At 39.4% G+C, this 17,611-nt stretch carries 13 protein-coding genes; 1 reads left to right on the forward strand and 12 read right to left on the reverse strand.

Translation table 11 applies throughout. The annotated features are described in order from the left end of the window. Nucleotides 1-43: 43 nt before the first annotated feature. The 5 genes from CRO15_RS14135 to ruvB form a co-directional block, all read right to left on the reverse strand. Nucleotides 44-2,341 carry an NADP-dependent malic enzyme gene (locus CRO15_RS14135; RefSeq protein WP_097046485.1) on the reverse strand — a complete coding sequence of 766 codons (2,298 nt, stop codon included), beginning with the start codon at nucleotides 2,339-2,341 and terminating at the stop codon, nucleotides 44-46. A 91-nt stretch (nucleotides 2,342-2,432) separates the two neighbouring features. Next, the gene (locus tag CRO15_RS14140) at nucleotides 2,433-3,743 is read right to left on the reverse strand and encodes an MFS transporter (RefSeq protein WP_097046486.1); all 1,311 of its coding nucleotides are present in this window, start codon (nucleotides 3,741-3,743) and stop codon (nucleotides 2,433-2,435) included. 137 nt (nucleotides 3,744-3,880) lie between these two features. Beyond that, nucleotides 3,881-4,798 (reverse strand): tRNA epoxyqueuosine(34) reductase QueG, encoded by a 918-nt coding sequence (gene queG / locus CRO15_RS14145; RefSeq protein WP_097046487.1) that lies wholly within the window; start codon nucleotides 4,796-4,798, stop codon nucleotides 3,881-3,883. A gap of 4 nt (nucleotides 4,799-4,802) precedes the next feature. Beyond that, nucleotides 4,803-6,125, reverse strand: coding sequence for a cytochrome P450 (locus tag CRO15_RS14150; RefSeq protein ID WP_097046488.1), 1,323 nt, complete (start codon nucleotides 6,123-6,125; stop codon nucleotides 4,803-4,805). After that, nucleotides 6,125-7,147, reverse strand: a complete 1,023-nt coding sequence (gene ruvB, locus CRO15_RS14155) for a Holliday junction branch migration DNA helicase RuvB (protein WP_097046489.1) — start codon at nucleotides 7,145-7,147, stop codon at nucleotides 6,125-6,127. The genes CRO15_RS14150 and ruvB overlap by 1 nt, the downstream gene beginning before the upstream one ends. Nucleotides 7,148-7,277: 130 nt before the next feature. Here ruvB and CRO15_RS14160 point away from each other — a divergent pair, with 130 nt between their 5' ends. Then, entirely contained in the window at nucleotides 7,278-9,542 is a 2,265-nt protein-coding gene (locus CRO15_RS14160; RefSeq protein ID WP_097046490.1) for an acyl-CoA dehydrogenase family protein, read from the forward strand. Between the two features lie 2 nt (nucleotides 9,543-9,544). Here CRO15_RS14160 and CRO15_RS14165 read toward each other — a convergent pair whose 3' ends face one another. The 7 genes from CRO15_RS14165 to nrfD all read right to left on the reverse strand — a co-directional run bounded on the left by CRO15_RS14165 (nucleotide 9,545) and on the right by nrfD (nucleotide 17,603). Then, entirely contained in the window at nucleotides 9,545-10,369 is an 825-nt protein-coding gene (locus CRO15_RS14165) for a GIN domain-containing protein (protein WP_165769960.1), read from the reverse strand. Between the two features lie 114 nt (nucleotides 10,370-10,483). Continuing rightward, nucleotides 10,484-12,289 (reverse strand): cytochrome c oxidase subunit I, encoded by a 1,806-nt coding sequence (locus CRO15_RS14170; protein WP_097046492.1) that lies wholly within the window; start codon nucleotides 12,287-12,289, stop codon nucleotides 10,484-10,486. Nucleotides 12,290-12,330: 41 nt separating this feature from the next. Further along, nucleotides 12,331-13,389 carry a cytochrome c oxidase subunit II gene (locus CRO15_RS14175; RefSeq protein ID WP_097046493.1) on the reverse strand — a complete coding sequence of 353 codons (1,059 nt, stop codon included), beginning with the start codon at nucleotides 13,387-13,389 and terminating at the stop codon, nucleotides 12,331-12,333. Nucleotides 13,390-13,416: 27 nt separating this feature from the next. Next, entirely contained in the window at nucleotides 13,417-14,754 is a 1,338-nt protein-coding gene (locus CRO15_RS14180) for a quinol:cytochrome C oxidoreductase (RefSeq protein ID WP_097046494.1), read from the reverse strand. A 17-nt stretch (nucleotides 14,755-14,771) separates the two neighbouring features. Further along, nucleotides 14,772-15,341, reverse strand: coding sequence for a c-type cytochrome (locus CRO15_RS14185; protein ID WP_097046646.1), 570 nt, complete (start codon nucleotides 15,339-15,341; stop codon nucleotides 14,772-14,774). Between the two features lie 4 nt (nucleotides 15,342-15,345). Next, on the reverse strand, nucleotides 15,346-15,873 hold the full coding sequence (locus CRO15_RS14190) for a DUF3341 domain-containing protein (protein ID WP_097046495.1): 528 nt from the start codon (nucleotides 15,871-15,873) through the stop codon (nucleotides 15,346-15,348). A 2-nt stretch (nucleotides 15,874-15,875) separates the two neighbouring features. Continuing rightward, nucleotides 15,876-17,603, reverse strand: a complete 1,728-nt coding sequence (gene nrfD / locus CRO15_RS14195) for an NrfD/PsrC family molybdoenzyme membrane anchor subunit (RefSeq protein ID WP_097046496.1) — start codon at nucleotides 17,601-17,603, stop codon at nucleotides 15,876-15,878. Nucleotides 17,604-17,611: the final 8 nt, after the last annotated feature.

The following is a 17,611-nucleotide window of genomic DNA, read 5'->3' on the forward strand; positions in this document are numbered from 1 at the left end:
GGATATTGGATTATTAGATCAGTGACTTTTAGGATTTAAGGCCCTACTCTTTTTCCAATTTTGCTTTTCGTCTTTTTTCACGTTCTTGGGCATCAATCACCGCAACAGCTGTCATATTCACCATTTCATCAACACTGGCGCCCAATTGAAGGATGTGTGCCGATCTCCTTAAACCAACCATGATTGGCCCAATAGATTCAGCATTATGCAATCCCTTGAGTAATTTATAGGTAATATTCGCTGAATCCAAATTAGGAAATATCAAAGTATTGACCTTTTTACCTGCCAGCTTGGAAAATGGAAAGTTGTTATGACACAATTCTTGATCCAGCGCAAAATCGGTTTGAATCTCTCCATCTACCAATAACTCTGGATTACGGTCATGTAAAATTTTAACCGCCTCTCTTACTTTTTGTGCATTAGGATGGCTTGATGATCCATAGTTAGCATAGGACAGCATAGCCATTACCGGGTTAAACCCAAAAGTACTGGCAACATTTGCAGTCATTTGGCCTATTTCTGCCAGTTCCTCTGCATTGGGATCAACATTGATTGAGGTATCTGCTAAGAACAATGGTCCTCTGTCTGTAATCATTATGTTCACAGTTGAGGCATTGGTTACTCCTTTGGCACGTCCCAAAACTTCAAATACGGGTTTCAAAACTTTTGGATAGGATCTAGAGTAACCAGAAATCATCCCATCTGCGTCACCTTCCAAAAGCATCATGGCTCCAAAATAATTTCGTTTGCCCATATTGACCCTAGCGCTATATTGAGTCTCTCCTCTTCGTTTTCTTATTTCCCAAAGCTTAAGTGCGTATTTTGTTCTGACTTCACTAAACTCGTCAGCACGTGGGTCAATTATAGGTACCTCAGCATCAAAATCCAGTTCTTTCTTCCAATTTTCGATAATCTCTTTGTTACCAAGCAAAATGGGAGTTGCAATGCCTTCTTCATAAACAATTTGGGCAGCTTTCATCACATCCAACAACTCAGCTTCTGCAAAAACAATACGTTTGGGGTTAAGTTTAGCTCGATTGTGCATTAAACGCACCACCTTGTTATCGTTCCCTGATCTTTGATAGAGTTCTTCCTCATATCTTTTCCAGTCCTTAATTGGAGCTTTGGCCACACCACTTTCTATAGCTGCTTTGGCTACTGCAGGTGGAATTTTGGTAATCAATCTTGGGTCAAATGGCTTGGGAATGATATAATCTTTACCAAAAGCCAGTCTAGTGGTATCATAGGCAATATTCACCTGTTCAGGAACAGGCTCCTTGGCCAAATCTGCCAATGCCCGCACTGCTGCCATCTTCATTTCTTCATTGATCTTGGTAGCCCGCACATCTAAAGCTCCCCTAAAAATAAATGGGAACCCCAAAACATTGTTTACCTGATTTGGGTGATCTGATCGCCCCGTGGCCATGATAATATCTTTTCTTGTTTTGCACGCTAGGTTAAATTCAATTTCCGGATCTGGATTGGCCATAGCGAATACAATGGGGTCTTTGGCCATAGATTTGAGCATTTCAGGGGTCACTATGTTTGCAATGGACAAACCTATAAAAACATCGGAACCTTTCATGGCCTCTTCCAGGGTATCTATCTTCCTGTCCGAAGCAAATTCCAATTTTTCTTTAGAAAGGTTTTCCCTATCGCTTCGGATTACCCCTTTACTATCCAGCATAACAATATTTTCTGCTCTAGCTCCAAAAGCTTTATAAAGCCGCGTACAAGAAACCGCAGCAGCTCCTGCCCCACTGACCACAATTTTGACTTCCTCTATTTTCTTATCAGCTATTTCTATGGCATTCAACAAAGCGGCAGCAGATATTATTGCTGTTCCGTGCTGATCATCATGCATCACCGGAATATCCAGTTCCTCCTTTAAGCGGCGTTCAATTTCAAATGCCTCCGGTGCTTTTATATCTTCTAGATTGATTCCACCAAAGGTGGGTGCAATGATTTTTACCGTTTCCACAAACTTATCTACGTCCGTAGTATCCAGCTCAATATCCATTCCATCAATATCCGCAAAAATCTTGAAGAGCAGACTTTTCCCTTCCATTACAGGCTTAGATGCCTCTGGACCTATATTTCCCAGTCCCAAAACTGCAGTCCCGTTGGAGATTACGGCAACAATGTTTCCTTTAGCCGTGTATTTGTATACATCTTCCTTATTCTTTTCAATCTCCAGACAAGGCTCTGCAACTCCGGGGGAGTAGGCCAAGGCCAAATCCCGTTGAGTAGCATAGGGTTTGGTAGGAACAATTTTTATCTTACCTGGTTGGGGTTTAGCATGATAATGTAATGCTTCCTGACGTTGTTTTTCTTTGCTCATACCTTATAATTGAATGGGCAAATTTAATAGTATTATATCGATATGTGCTATAAAAATCAATCTGCTTTACCAGCGACACTCTTTAGCTGTACTAGCCACTATTTTCTTCTTTGGAAACATTCAACCTCATTGCCAAAATTGAAGCAATGGCAAAGAACACTCCTGCAAACAAAATAGCATTAACAGAGTTTGCGCCCAAAAGATTCTTAAAAATAGAACCAAACGTCAACGTTTGTATTCCCATTGGGATAACAATCATCATATTTAAAATACCCATATACACTCCTCTTCTCTCTTGGGGAACAATTTTGGAAACCATGCTATATGGGATTCCCATCATAGCTGCCCAACCAATACCGAATAAAACCATTGGAATCAATACATAAACTGGGTCCGAAATATGGGGAATGGCAAAAAGAGCCAATGCTGTACCAAAAAGACTCAGGGCATAAATTTTCTTTCCTCCATATCTTACCGTCAATGGCACCAATATTAAAGCTACTACTGCTGTTACAATGTTATAGGTAGTACTCATTTTTGCAGCTTGAGCTGCGGCTTCGGAAGTATCATACCCCATTGTTGCTTTAAACAATGGAGTAATAAATTGCCAATAAATGAACAATGCATACCATTGAAATAGATAAACCGCGGAAAGTTTCCACATAAATTTTGGCATTTCCTTGACTGCCTGGGAAATCTCAATAAATGGCATCTTAAAACGCTCTATAAAAGGCAATGCTTTATGTTTATTTATTTCTTTGAGTTCTTCATCACTTGGAGGAATCTCCGGTGTTTTTAAAACGGACCATAAAATAGTAGCCACAGACAGAAAAGAACCAATGAAGAATGAATAATACAACCATTTGGGAATGGTTCCTTCCACTTCTTGGCCTCCACCAAACCAATCCTGAAATAAAAAGATAGATGCATTAGCTAAAAGAATTCCTGCACCAACAAACAAACTTTGCATCTGATACCCCATACTCAATTGTTTATCGGGTAATTTATCCCCAACAAAAGCCCGGTAAGGTTCCATGGCCATATTGTTGCCAACATCTAAAATCCATAACAAGCCAACTGCGAACCACAATGCTGGACTCAGTGGAAAAGCAAACAAACATAAGCTACCCAAAACGGCACCTATCAAGAAAAAAGGCTTTCTCCTACCCCATTTTGCTGACCATGTTTTATCAGAAATAGCTCCAATAAGAGGTTGAACAATTAAACCAGTAACCGGTCCGGCTATGTTTAAAATGGGAAGGATTTCCTCTTTTGCCCCTAAAAACAAAAAGATAGGATTGATGGCACTCTGCTGGAGTCCAAAACTATATTGGATTCCCAAAAATCCAACATTCATGTTCCAAATCTGCCAAAAGCTTAGTTCAGGTTTTCTAATCTTCATAAGATGATCGGTGGTAAAAGTTAGTTATATATACACTGTACATCTCATCAAGATACTGTTTTCTTTCTTGTTATGATAAAAAATCCAAGCGCAAAACAATCAAAATGGAATGGCAATCGATTTCGATGTAATAAGATTTATTTTAGAAATTTGATGTTTCGCTGCAAACCAGCGAATTTGGTTCGCTTAACTGCTGATTTTTTGAAGATTTGCCTAAAAACATCCTCTGTGATTTCTTCCCAATCTTTTTTATCCATGGAAAGTAATTCTGGGTGAGGGTTAAAAAGTGGTTGGCTATGGGGTTTTGAAAATCTGTTCCAAGGACAAACATCTTGACAAACATCACATCCAAACATCCAATCATCAAATTTCCCTTGAAACTCGGTAGGGATTTCATTTTTTAACTCTATAGTGAAATAAGAAATACACTTGCTGCCATCCACAACATAAGGTTCCACAATGGCTTCGGTAGGGCAAGCATCAATGCAGGCGGTACAGGTGCCACAGTGGTCTGTTACTGGAGCATCGTATTCCAATTCCAAATCAATTATCAATTCGGCGATGAAAAAAAACGACCCCACTTGTTGTGTAAGTAGGTTACTATGTTTTCCAATCCAACCCAATCCACTACGTGCAGCCCAAGCTTTGTCCAAAACAGGAGCGGAATCCACGAATGCCCTTCCATGTACCTCGCCTATTTCTTCTTGGATAAAATTCAAAAGACTTTTGAGTTTATCCTTTATCACAAAGTGATAATCGGTCCCATAAGCGTATTTGGAAATCTTGTAAGCTTCTGGGTTCTGTTCTTTCGCCGGATAATAATTCAAAAGCAAGGAAACCACCGATTTTGAACCTTCCACCAATTTTGTAGGGTCCAATCGTTTGTCAAAATGGTTCTCCATATACTGCATTTCACCATGCATGTTTTGGTTCAGCCATTTTTCCAGCCTGGGGGCTTCTTCTTCCAAAAACCCAGCTTTGGATATACCACAAGACAAAAAACCGAGGCGTTTTGCCTCAGCTTTTATGAGTTTTGTATTTGAATGGATACTCACAGATTTATCTTGGATTAAAGCTAGCAAAAACCTCTTTGGGCTTTAGGGTTATCATAGGGTTTATCTCAACCTCGCCCATTTCAGTGGAAAGATTATACTTTCTAATTATTTCAACTACAGCAATAATCATTTCATAGGTAGCAAAAGCATTTCCAATGCACATTCTTGGACCAGCGCCAAAAGGATAATAATAATGATTGTATTCCTTAGGGTCAAGTCCAACAAAACGATCTGCCACATATTTTTCTGGGTCCTTCCAAAACTTAGGATGTCTATGAAGTTCATAAAGGGAAAGCAGTACCATGGTATTTGTTTTAAGCTCCAACCCATTTAAATCGTGTGCTTCCAATGCCACTCTATCAATAAAATATGCAGGTGGGTATAAACGCATCGCTTCTTTGATACAGGAAGTAGTCAAGGGTAATTTTGCCAAATCTTCCCAATCATAATCCTCATTTTCCAGCGACTTTACTTCAATGAGCAATCGCTCCTGCAACTTTTTGTCCTTTGCAATAAAGTAAAGTGTAAAAGCAAGTGCATTGGCTGTTGTTTCATGTCCAGCAGTGAACAAAATCATCAATTCGTCGATCAATTGTTTTCTTGGCATGTTGGTTCCATCTTCATAGGTTGTGGACAGCAACATATCCAACAAGTCATTCCCTCCACTGTCCTTTGAAAGTCGTTGTTCAATCAAGTCATTAAGAATGTTCCTGGCCTTATCCCCTTTGCTTAACTGTTTAGATATCTCTCCTGACAATGCAAACCACCATTTCAAATAGGGCTGTCTCATCTCTTTGACCAACATTTCCTGATTTTCCTGGGTAATCTGTTTGAGTCCCGCCATGGGTTCCCTGATATCATTGTTGCTAAATAAAGATTTTGCAACCACCTGAAAAGCCAAATCCCCCATTAAGGTAAAAACATCTTGGTTGGTACTTGGCACAATGCGATTTAATTCCTCCTTGACTGCATTTCGCATAATCTCAAAAAGCCCTTTCAACTTTTTCATGTGAAAGGCTGGCTGAATCATTCTACGATGTGTACGCCAGTGGTCTCCTTCAGAAGTCAACAGTCCATGACCTATATATTTTGCCAAATCCCTGGTCTGCAACTTGGATTTGGAATAATACCTGTGTTTCTTTTGAAGTACCTGCTTAACCAATTTGGGGTCTCTTGAAAAAATCACTTTTCCCTCAGCAGGAATGGAAACACAAAAGGTATCTCCCAACTTTTGAAAGTTCTCGTGATGAAAGGGCAAAGGATTCTTCTTTATTCTTTTTCGGTTGGCAATCACCTTAAGGGTAGAAATGTGGGGCAATCGCTTCATTAAAAAAGTCCTTCCTGAATCCCTCCTTTTAATTTACCCAGATGTTTATAGGCCAATTCTGTCACTTCACGTCCGCGAGGGGTCCGCATGATGAATCCTTGTTGAATCAAAAAGGGTTCGTATACTTCTTCAATGGTTTCAGCACTTTCCGAAACGGCAGTAGCCAATGTTGTAATCCCAACTGGGCCTCCTTTGAATTTATCAATTATGGTACTCAGTATTTTGTTGTCCATCTCGTCCAGGCCATGCGCATCCACATTCAAGGCTTTGAGTCCAAACTTTGAAATATCAAGATCTATATTTCCATTACCTTTTATTTGCGCAAAATCACGAACCCTGCGTAAAAGTGCATTGCAGATTCTTGGAGTCCCCCTACTGCGGCCCGCAATTTCAATTGCAGCATCATTTGTGATAGGTACTTTCAGAATCTCGGCACTTCGCTCAACAATGGTTGAAAGAAGCTCATTATTGTAATACTGTAATCGACTTTGAATACCAAATCTTGCTCGCATTGGAGCTGTCAACAATCCAGAGCGTGTTGTTGCCCCCACCAAGGTAAATGGACTTAGATTGATTTGCACCGTCCTGGCATTGGGGCCAGTTTCTATCATGATGTCAATTTTGTAATCCTCCATAGCGGAATAGAGATATTCTTCCACAATAGGGCTTAGCCGATGAATCTCATCAATAAACAGTACATCCCGCTCTTCCAAATTGGTCAGGAGTCCGGCCAAATCCCCTGGTTTATCCAAAACAGGACCTGAGGTGATTTTTATACCCACCCCCAATTCATTGGCCAAAATGTGCGCGAGCGTTGTTTTACCAAGTCCGGGAGGGCCATGAAACAAGGTATGGTCCAAAGCTTCCCCTCTAAGATTTGCCGCTTGAACGAAAACCTTTAGGTTTTCCAACACCTGTTCCTGACCGGTAAAATCATCAAAAGTAATGGGCCGTAAGGCTCTTTCAATATCCAGTTCTTCTTGTGAAAAATTATCCTGTGTTGGATCTAGGTTCTCATTCATATCCTAACAAATATAGTTGAAACCCGATGCACTTGAAACCAATTTGAATAAAATAAGCCACCATATTAGGTCTTAAAAATCTAAAGCTTAAATTAGTTACATAAAAACCAATTCCTCAATTACCTGCATAATGGCATTACCCAATTATACCATAGGTATTTTACAGTATATACCTTTTTTTTATGTAATCTGGTCAGATGATTTGCTTTCTGCTTCTGAAGTTTCCGTTGTTAAAAAAACAATCGAAGATGATTCAGTATTAAATTCAGATGAAAAGAAACAATTATTGTCTTGGTTAAATAAGGGACAGCCACCATCGGATACTGAATTTAAGCAGTGGAAACAAACCATCACCTCTTCACAGGTAAAACTAGTTGAGAGCGACATCTACCCCTTGACATCTTTCAGTCAACGGTTGGGGAATTTGTATTGCGAACAATGTGATCATAATGAGCATTTAAAGCATATTGAAATCAACCTTGGTATACAGCCCAATCATTACAATCATTTGTTTAATGTGGAAGTGGTTCATGAGAAAACCTCTAATCATTATGCTTCCAAAAACTTAGATGCTTTGCTTAAAGGTGCTCACGCGTCAGAAGTTGATTCCTTCCGTTCTTTTCTTAATCAAGATATTTTTAAATGGACCATATCACGAAACAAGGAAGAATTCAGGAACAAGGTTTTAAGACAAGTTTCCCTTTTAGGTGAGAAAGGATATGGCGCAATGGCTTATCCAAAAGCGTACGGAGGCACCAATAATATGCCGTCTTACGCGGCCATATTTGAACATTTGATGTTTATTGATGGTAGTCTCGCCGTAAAATTTGGAGTACAGTTTGGGCTTTTTGGGGGAAGTATTCAAAAACTAGGTACAAAAAAGCACCATGACCAGTATTTGGGAGATACAGGAAAAACAAAATTATTGGGCTGCTTTGCGATGACAGAGACGGGGCATGGTTCCAATGTAAGGGGTGTAAAAACAACAGCCACTTATGATAAAGAAACGGATTCCATAGTAATACATACACCTGGTAAAAATGACAATAAGGAATACATAGGTAATGCCCTGCACTCAAAAATCGCTTCGGTTTTTGCGCAACTTATTGTTGATGGAAAAAATGAAGGAGTCCATGCCATTTTGGTTCCTCTGCGGAATGAGAAACATGAGTTGCTTGATGGAATTATTGTTGAAGATAATGGCTACAAGCTTGGATTAAATGGTGTGGACAATGGAAAAATATGGTTTAACCAAGTTAGGGTTCCCCGTGAAAATTTATTGGACAAGTATGGGGAAATTAAGGACAATGGCACTTATTTTTCTACCATTAAAAATCCCAATAAACGTTTCTTCACCATGTTGGGAACTTTGGTGGGCGGACGAATCTGTGTGGCCAAAGGTGCTCTGGGAGGAGCAAAAATGGCGTTGAGTATAGCTGTAAAGCATGCACTGAACCGAAGACAGTTCAATGATAGTGTCAAAATCCAAGAAGATTTAATCATGGATTATCCTACACATCAACTTCGGCTAACGCCAGCTATTGCCAGCGCCTATGTTTACCATTTCACACTTGAAGAAATGATGAGTCGATACAGTGATGACTCCCAACCCGACAAAAGAAAGGTAGAGACTCAAGTGGCTGGGCTAAAAGCGGTAATCACATGGTTTGCCAACAGTACTATTCAAGAATGCAGGGAAGCGTGCGGCGGAAAAGGGTATTTATTAGAAAACCGCATTGCAGACCTGAAAGGAGATGTGGATATTTTTACCACTTTTGAAGGAGACAACAATGTATTATTACAACTTGCCGCCAAAGGAATTCTGTCTGATTTTAAGGCTGAATTCAACAGTGCAGGGTTTGTTTCGGTCTTAAAGTTATTAAGCACACAATTGTCCGATAAAATAAGCACTCTTAATCCTATTTATTCGAACAAAGTTGATTCGGAACATTTGTACAATCCAAAGTTCCACAAGCACGCCTTTAACTACAGAACACGCAGATTAACCTACACCTTGGCGATGCGTATTCGAAATTATATTAAAAAAGGGGTTCCGTCATACCAAGCCTTTTTAAAGGTTCAAACTCATTTATTGGCTTTGGGAAAGGCATACAGCATTGAACTTTCCTATAAAATATTTGCAGAGTATTGCGCAACAATAACCGATGAAAAATACAGGGTTCTAATGGAAAAATTGGGAACATTATATGCGTTGCACCAGTTGCACAATGATTCCAGATGGTATTTGGAACAAGGCTATTTTGGAGGCACTAAGTCCAAAGCCATTCGACAACGGGTAGAACGTTTATCAACCGAATTTCGTCCGCATATTGAGGTTTTGGTAGATGGATTTGGGATTCCGGAGCATTGTCTCAGTGCACCCATTTCAAAATAGAATTACTCCATTTTCTTTATCAATTGCGAAGTATCCAAAAACTCCAATACAGTAATTTTTGGGTTTCCAAACAGGTAAGTTTTTGAATTTCCTTTCGCGCTAAGTTCTAAATCTCTAAACGCATAGATTCGGGCATTGGCCGCATTCTCTAATCTCGCCTTTATAACTGCAGCTTCCATTTTTTCCGCTTTTAGCTTGGCATTTCCTGTTAGATTAGTTTGAATGGTATCCGAAGTACCCTCAAAGGTCAGAGAACCATTTCCATCTATATCCACCAAACTGGTTCCGTTAACGGCATAAATATAAGCCTCAGACCGGTTACCCAAACTAACATTCAAAGAATCCACATCCACATTAAAATCTCCCTTGCTTGTGTCCTCCATATTAATATCCATTACAGCAGCACTTGCTTTCAAATTCAACCGTGTATTTGCAAAAGCATCAACAAAGAGTTCATCACTGTTGATTATATCATCAGTAACAATACTACCATCTTTTAAAGTGATGGCCCTTAACTCCGTATAATTTATTGTGATATCGAATTGTTTTTTTGCAGTGACATTATAAAATGAGCTAACAACCAAAGTACTGTCCTCAACCTTAAATTTTAATATATCAATGAGGTTATCATCTGCAGTAATTTCATAACCTGGTCCAAATGATTTTTTAAGTACAATATCTAAATTATCATTAAGCTGCACGGCATTAAACGCTGGAAGCTCCTCATTGACCTCGGTAACGATTCGACTCCCTTTTATTTTAGGTTTACGTTGGGCCAACAGAGTGATATGGCATAGCAAGAGAAGAAGTAATATTAGATTTTTCACAAGTGTTTGCTTTTGGGTTATTAAAGATATTACAATTACGGCTAACAATTGCCGTACCAAACTGCGCAAACAAAAAACCCATCCTGATTGGGATGGGTTTCAACATTCTTTTAATTAATGATGGAGTTCTTCCTCATTATCTTGTAGCGGAATATGTTGAGGGACAAAATCTTGTCCAGGCAAAATATAATCGCCATTTTCATAAGTTTTGCTGTAATCGTATGCCCATCTGTGTACATGAGGAATAGCACCAGGCCAGTTCCCGTGTATATGCTCTTGCGGTGCAGTCCATTCTAAGGTGGTAGCTTTCCAGGGGTTTAAAGGTCCCTTCTTTCCGTAGAAAATGCTTCGGATAAAGTTGAAAGCAAAAACCAACTGAACAGATGCTGTTATTATGGCAAAAACTGTCATTAATACCTGTACATTGGTCAAGTCATCAAACATTGGAAAGGCAGTATTTTCATAGTATCTACGTGGAACACCCGCCATACCTACAAAATGCATTGGGAAAAATATTCCGTAAGAGCCAACTGCTGTTACCCAAAAGTGAACATACCCAAGGTTTTTGTTCATCATTCTACCCTGGAACATTTTAGGGAACCAGTGGTATACTCCAGCAAAAAGTCCATATAGTGCTGATATACCCATTACCAAATGGAAGTGAGCCACAACAAAATAGGTATCGTGCACATTAATATCAAGTGTACTATCTCCTAATATAATTCCGGTAAGACCTCCAGTAATAAAGGTTGATACCATACCTATGGAGAAGAGCATTCCCGGATTCAGTTGTAGATTTCCTTTCCACAAAGTCGTAATCCAGTTAAATGCTTTTACTGCCGATGGAATAGCTATCAATAAGGTTGTAAAGGTGAAAACCGATCCTAAAAATGGATTCATCCCTGAAATGAACATATGGTGACCCCATACAATGGTAGATAAAAACGCAATTGCCAAAATTGAAGCAATCATAGCCCTGTAACCAAAAATAGGTTTACGTGCATTAACTGCCATTACTTCCGATACAATACCCATTGCAGGTAGAATAACGATATAAACTTCCGGGTGACCCAAGAACCAAAACAAGTGTTCAAACAATACCGGAGATCCCCCTTGGTAATGTAATACTTCACCTTGAATAAAGATATCCGAAAGGAAAAATGATGTTCCAAAACTTCTATCCATAATCAACAACAAAGCTGCTGAAAGTAATACCGGGAAAGAAATCACACCAATCACAGCTGTCACAAAAAATGCCCAAATAGTCAATGGTAGACGTGTCATGGACATTCCTTTTGTTCTAAGGTTAAGAACGGTTACTATATAGTTCAACGAACCTAATAAAGAAGATGCAATGAATATTGCCATGGAAACCAACCACAATGTCATACCTGCACCAGATCCAGCTTGTGCCATTGGCAAAGCACTTAAAGGTGGGTAGATTGTCCACCCTGCAGATGCGGGTCCAGCTTCAACAAAAAGTGAAATGACCATGATTACAGCCGATACAAAGAACATCCAAAAGGAAAGCATGTTCAAGAAGCCTGAAGCCATATCACGGGCGCCAATTTGTAATGGAATCAATAAGTTACTAAAGGTACCACTTAGTCCCGCTGTAAGAACAAAAAATACCATAATGGTTCCATGCATGGTCACTAAAGCCAAATAGATATCGGCATCCATTACACCATCAGGGGCCCATTTCCCAAGCAACGCCTCAAAAACAGGAAAAGATTCACCTGGCCAGGCCAATTGCATTCTAAACAGCAATGACATTGCTATCCCAATGAATCCCATAATCAAAACACCGGTGATAAGATATTGCTTGGCAATCATCTTATGGTCTTGACTAAAGATATACTTGGTTATGAAAGTTTCTTTATGATGATGTCCGTGATCGTCGTGTCCAGTAGCTGACATAATCTCTTTTAAATTTTTAATTTAGTTTTCTTGCTCAGTTTTTATTCAACCGAAGCAATGGTTTCTTTAAATGTTGCCTGTTCAGCAATCCACTTGTTATACTCTTCCTCCGTCTCCACAATAATTTTCATCTGCATGTTATAATGGGACTTTCCACAAATTTTATTACAAAGTAGTACATAATCGAACTCCCATGGATCTGAATTTGGTTCTCCCTTGGCCGCTTTTTTTGCGCGTATCCCGTTTATCCTTTTCACTTTTTCCACTACATCTGGGTTCAACCTCATTTCTGCGGTGGTGACAGTTGGCGTAAACGAAAATTGTGTAATCATACCTGGCACACAGTTCATTTGCGCTCTAAAGTGTGGCATGTAGGCTGAATGCAATACGTCTTGTGAACGCATCATAAAGTTCACTTTTCTACCTACAGGAAGGTGAAGTTCCTTAACAAGAATATCATCGGCAGCATTAGGATCAGATTCATCCAAACCAAGTACATTGGCGCGATCAATATCAATCAAACGCACACTTGCATCTCCAAGAACATTATCATCTCCACCATAGCGCGCTGTCCAGTTAAACTGTTGAGCATAGAGCTCAACAATCAATGGATCATCCTCATCATTTATTTCCATGATGTTGGTCCAGGTATATAAACCCCAAAGAATCAATCCTGCAAGAACTATAACTGGGATAATGGTCCAAATAAATTCTAATCGGTCATTGTCAGCAAAGAAAAGTGCTTTCTTTCCTTCTTCTCCACGATATTTATATCCGAAGTAGTGCAATAAAGCTTGGGTGATGAACTGCACAAAAAAGATAATGGCGAATGACACCCACATTAATTGGTCGTACTCTCCACCATGCGCAGACGATGCTTCTGGCAACAATACTTTTGAATACTTGGCAAAGCTAAATATGGTAATGCCGTAGATAAAAATCAGGAACCCAAATAATAGATAGCCATTGTACTTGTTATCAGAATCAGTTGCTATCTCAGCGTTTTCTGCTTTTAGTTGGGACAATTCGAAAATCTTGGTCATTTGCCAGATCGCAATTGCTACCAGTACTAAAACAGTCAATGTTAATAATGCAGTCATTGTATATCTTTCTAAGACTTAATCGTATTAATAATGAAATTGTCTACTTTCCTCAATAAATGGGTTTCTTTTGGGTTGCAATGGCGCTTTTGTAAGTGCGTTGAACACCCAGTACACAAATAGCCCTCCAAAAAACAATATTCCTCCAATTTCAGGTAATCCTATATACCATTGATCACCTACAGTTGCAGGCATGATCATATTGAAAACATCCAAATAATGCCCCAAAAGCACTATTATACCAGCCATAATTACAAACCAATTGACTCTTTTATAATCACTGTTCATCAGCACTAACAATGGAAATATGAAATTCATGGCCAGCATTCCAAAGAACGGCAATCTATAGTCTTCCAGTCTGGCAACAAAATATGTTACTTCTTCCGGAATGTTTGCATACCAAATTAACATGAACTGGGCAAACCATAAATAGGTCCAAAAAATACTGATACCGAACATGAATTTTGCCAAATCGTGAATGTGACTATCGTTTACATTCTCCAAATATCCTTTGGATTTAAGGTAAATGGATATCATGGCAATAACAGTTATTCCTGAAACAAACATACTTGCAAACACATACCATCCAAATAGGGTACTGAACCAGTGTGGATCCACACTCATAATCCAATCCCAAGACATCATTGATTCCGTAACCAAATAGAATACCAAAAAGGCGGCGGACCATCTAAAGTTCTTTACAAAATTGGTGTTGTCCTCAGATTCGTCTTGTGCCAAAGAAAGTTTTCTGGAATATTGTCTGTAGAATATCCAACCACCCAAGAAAATGGCCGCTCTTACCAAAAAGAACGTTGGATTCAAATATCCTGCTTTTCCTTGTAATAATTTATCATGTGCCACTACATCGGCATCCATCCAGACAAACATGTGGTTCATGTGCAATACGGAAAGCACCAATATTACAAATACAATGATTCCACCTGGAACCAAATAAGCGGTTATTCCTTCCATAACGCGGAACAGCAATGGGGACCAACCGGCCTGTGCAGCGCGTTGGATTGCATAAAAGGCCAAAACACCCAATGATATCATGAAAAAGAAAAAGGCTGCAACGTATAGAGCAGACCACGGCCTATTCTGAAGTTGATGCAATAAATGTTCATCATGTGCGGCATCATGGCTTTCATCATGTGAAGCTGCAGCTCCGTGAGCATCCTCTTCGGTATGACCGGTAGCTTCTTCTCCATGACCTCCACCGTGACCATCGTCATGTGCTGCTGCTACAATTGCCTTAGCTTCTTCAACAGTGCTTGGAGCAGTTACAAAACCAATTGTTAAGCAAATGAATCCAACTGCCATTGCAATAAAAGATCCTATTTTTAGATTGTTTGAAAACGTGTACATAGTATACTCTTATCCAATTATTTTGTTAGGTCTTCCTTTAATTTCATTACGTATTCTGATACTTGCCACATCTCTTCTTCATTAGCAAATTGAGATGCGTAAGAGCCCATTGAATTTAATCCGTAATAGACTGTATGGTATGTGCTACCCACGGTAATGTTACGTGCAACATCCGCATAACTGGGAACACCCAATATTTTTTCCCTTTTCACCAAAGTTCCCTGGCCCTTACCTTTTGATCCATGGCAAATGGCGCAATAGATATCATATAACTCCTTACCTTTTGTCAAGTTGGCCTCACTTTGAAGTGAATCTAAAGGGCTTGGTTGTAATCTCGCCAATTCTTTTCCTTCCAATGTGTTTTCAAATTGATATGGCATATAACCTCTGGCAATGGTGTTCTCCGCTGGAAGCATAGCTTCAGTACCTTGTGGGAACAATCCATTATCCACTCCTTGATAGGTTTCGTATCCAACAGGTTCGTACATGTTGGGCATATACTGATAGTTTGGACTGTTCTTATCGGCACAGGATGCCATAGACAGAACCAAAACCAGAACAATACTTAATTTACCTAAATGCTTCATATTTTTACGACTCCTTTTCTGTAACATTTATTTCCACAGCTCCAGTACCCCACAATAAATCTGTAAGTTCTTTTTCATTATCATGAATTCCTATTTCCATTAAAAAATGGTCATCTGTAGTTCTAACATCTGGGTTTTCCGCTTTTTTAAACGGCCACATCCTACTTCTTAGATAAAATGTAATTACCATTAAGTGAGCTGCGAAGAATACCGTTAACTCGAACATTACCGGAACAAACGCCGGCATATTTTCAATGTAGCTAAAACTTGGCTTACCTCCAATATCCTGCGGCCAATCATCAATCATAATGAAATTCATCATCACAATGGCCACTGTCAATCCCAAGCAACCATATATAAAAGAGGTGATTGCTATGCGAGTATCTTCAAGACCCATTGCCTTGTCCAAACCATGCACGGGAAAAGGGGTGTACACTTCCTCTATATGATGGTGTTCTGCCCTTACTTTCTTTACAGCATGCATCAACACATCATCATCCGTATAAAGTGCCTGTATAACTTTTGATGCCATAACTATTTTTTATCGTTTAATTTTTTTGCTTGCCCCGCCCAATCGTCTCGTTGTGCCCTTCCTGGGAACGAACCGGTGATTGAATCCAACAAATCATATTCTTTTTCGGTCATTTTGCTTACTTGTGCAAACGTAAATATTCCTATTTGATTCAACGTCTGTTCCATTTGTGGACCAATACCTTTTACTTTTTTCAAGTCATCGGCTGTCTCTTTGTCTGCATCAAATGTTCCTATTGAACCTAGTAATGAGGAAACCTTTTCTTGATCAACTTCTTCCTTTTCTTCTTTAGAGGCGGTTTTTTCCTTTTTAGCTCCACCATTAGAAGGCATTTCATACAAAGGCCTTCCAGCTTCACGTAGTTTCTTGTATTTCTCTCCTGATGCTTTCAATATGGATTTCACCTCGGCTTGTGCTATTACCGGAAAAGTCCTAGAGTATAGCAAGAACAGTACAAAGAAGAAACCTATTGTTCCAATAAATATTCCAATATCAACAAAGGTTGGAGAAAACATGGTCCATGAGGATGGTAAGTAATCCCTATGCAATGAGGTGACTATAATTACAAATCTTTCAAACCACATTCCTATGTTCACCACAATTGAGATAAAGAATGAGAACATGATACTGGTACGTAATTTTTTGAACCACATAAACTGTGGAGAGAACACATTACAAGTCATCATTGACCAATATGCCCACCAATAAGGCCCTGTTGCCCTGTTCAAGAAAGCGTATTGTTCGTATTCAACTCCTGAATACCATGCAATGAACAGCTCAGTAATATAGGCACACCCTACAATAGAACCCGTGACCATGATCACAATATTCATCAATTCAATATGCTGTACGGTGATATAAGCTTCCAGACTGCACACTTTTCTCATAATAATGAGCAGTGTGTTCACCATGGCAAATCCAGAGAAAATAGCACCTGCAACAAAATAAGGTGGAAAAATGGTCGTATGCCATCCCGGAATTACCGATGTAGCAAAATCAAAAGATACAATAGTGTGTACTGAAAGTACAAGCGGTGTTGCCAAACCTGCCAAAACCAAAGATACTTCTTCAAAACGCTGCCAATCTTTAGCCCTGCCTGTCCAACCGAAACTCAATAAGCTATAGATTTTCTTTTGGAATGGCTTAATCGCCCTATCTCTGATCATCGCAAAATCGGGTAATAAACCAGTCCACCAGAATACCAAGGAAACCGATAAATAGGTAGAAATCGCAAATACATCCCAAAGCAGGGGTGAGTTAAAGTTTACCCATAAAGAGCCGTATTGATTTGGAATTGGCACTACCCAATAAGCCAACCAAGGACGACCCATGTGAATAATCGGGAACAATCCTGCCTGGATAACCGAAAATATGGTCATCGCTTCGGCAGAACGGTTAATGGCCATTCTCCATTTTTGTCTAAACAATAACAAAACCGCAGAAATCAATGTTCCTGCGTGACCAATACCTACCCACCAAACAAAGTTTGTAATATCCCAAGCCCAGTTTACAGTTTTATTAAGACCCCAAACTCCAATACCTGTAGATACGGTATAAATAATACATCCTAAACCCCAAAGGAATGCAACCAAAGCTATGGTAAACACAATCCACCAATGCTTATTGGCTTTTCCTTCCACAGGAGCTGCAATATCAACGGTAACATCGTGATATCCTTTATCTCCGAGTACTAAGGGCTTTCGAATAGGTGCTTCGTAATGCGACGCCATAATTTATC

Source organism: Flagellimonas pacifica (assembly GCF_900215465.1).
GTDB lineage: Bacteria > Bacteroidota > Bacteroidia > Flavobacteriales > Flavobacteriaceae > Flagellimonas > Flagellimonas pacifica.

Coding starts and splice junctions, on each gene's coding strand:
- CRO15_RS14140 (WP_097046486.1), bottom strand. CDS start 3,743: ATGAAGATTAGAAAACCTGAACTAAGCTTTTGGCAGATTTGGAACATG.
- CRO15_RS14190 (WP_097046495.1), bottom strand. CDS start 15,873: ATGGCATCAAAAGTTATACAGGCACTTTATACGGATGATGATGTGTTG.
- CRO15_RS14135 (WP_097046485.1), bottom strand. CDS start 2,341: ATGAGCAAAGAAAAACAACGTCAGGAAGCATTACATTATCATGCTAAA.
- CRO15_RS14160 (WP_097046490.1), top strand. CDS start 7,278: ATGGCATTACCCAATTATACCATAGGTATTTTACAGTATATACCTTTT.
- ruvB (WP_097046489.1), bottom strand. CDS start 7,147: ATGAATGAGAACCTAGATCCAACACAGGATAATTTTTCACAAGAAGAA.
- CRO15_RS14170 (WP_097046492.1), bottom strand. CDS start 12,289: ATGTCAGCTACTGGACACGACGATCACGGACATCATCATAAAGAAACT.
- nrfD (WP_097046496.1), bottom strand. CDS start 17,603: ATGGCGTCGCATTACGAAGCACCTATTCGAAAGCCCTTAGTACTCGGA.
- CRO15_RS14175 (WP_097046493.1), bottom strand. CDS start 13,389: ATGACTGCATTATTAACATTGACTGTTTTAGTACTGGTAGCAATTGCG.
- CRO15_RS14185 (WP_097046646.1), bottom strand. CDS start 15,341: ATGAAGCATTTAGGTAAATTAAGTATTGTTCTGGTTTTGGTTCTGTCT.
- CRO15_RS14150 (WP_097046488.1), bottom strand. CDS start 6,125: ATGAAGCGATTGCCCCACATTTCTACCCTTAAGGTGATTGCCAACCGA.
- CRO15_RS14180 (WP_097046494.1), bottom strand. CDS start 14,754: ATGTACACGTTTTCAAACAATCTAAAAATAGGATCTTTTATTGCAATG.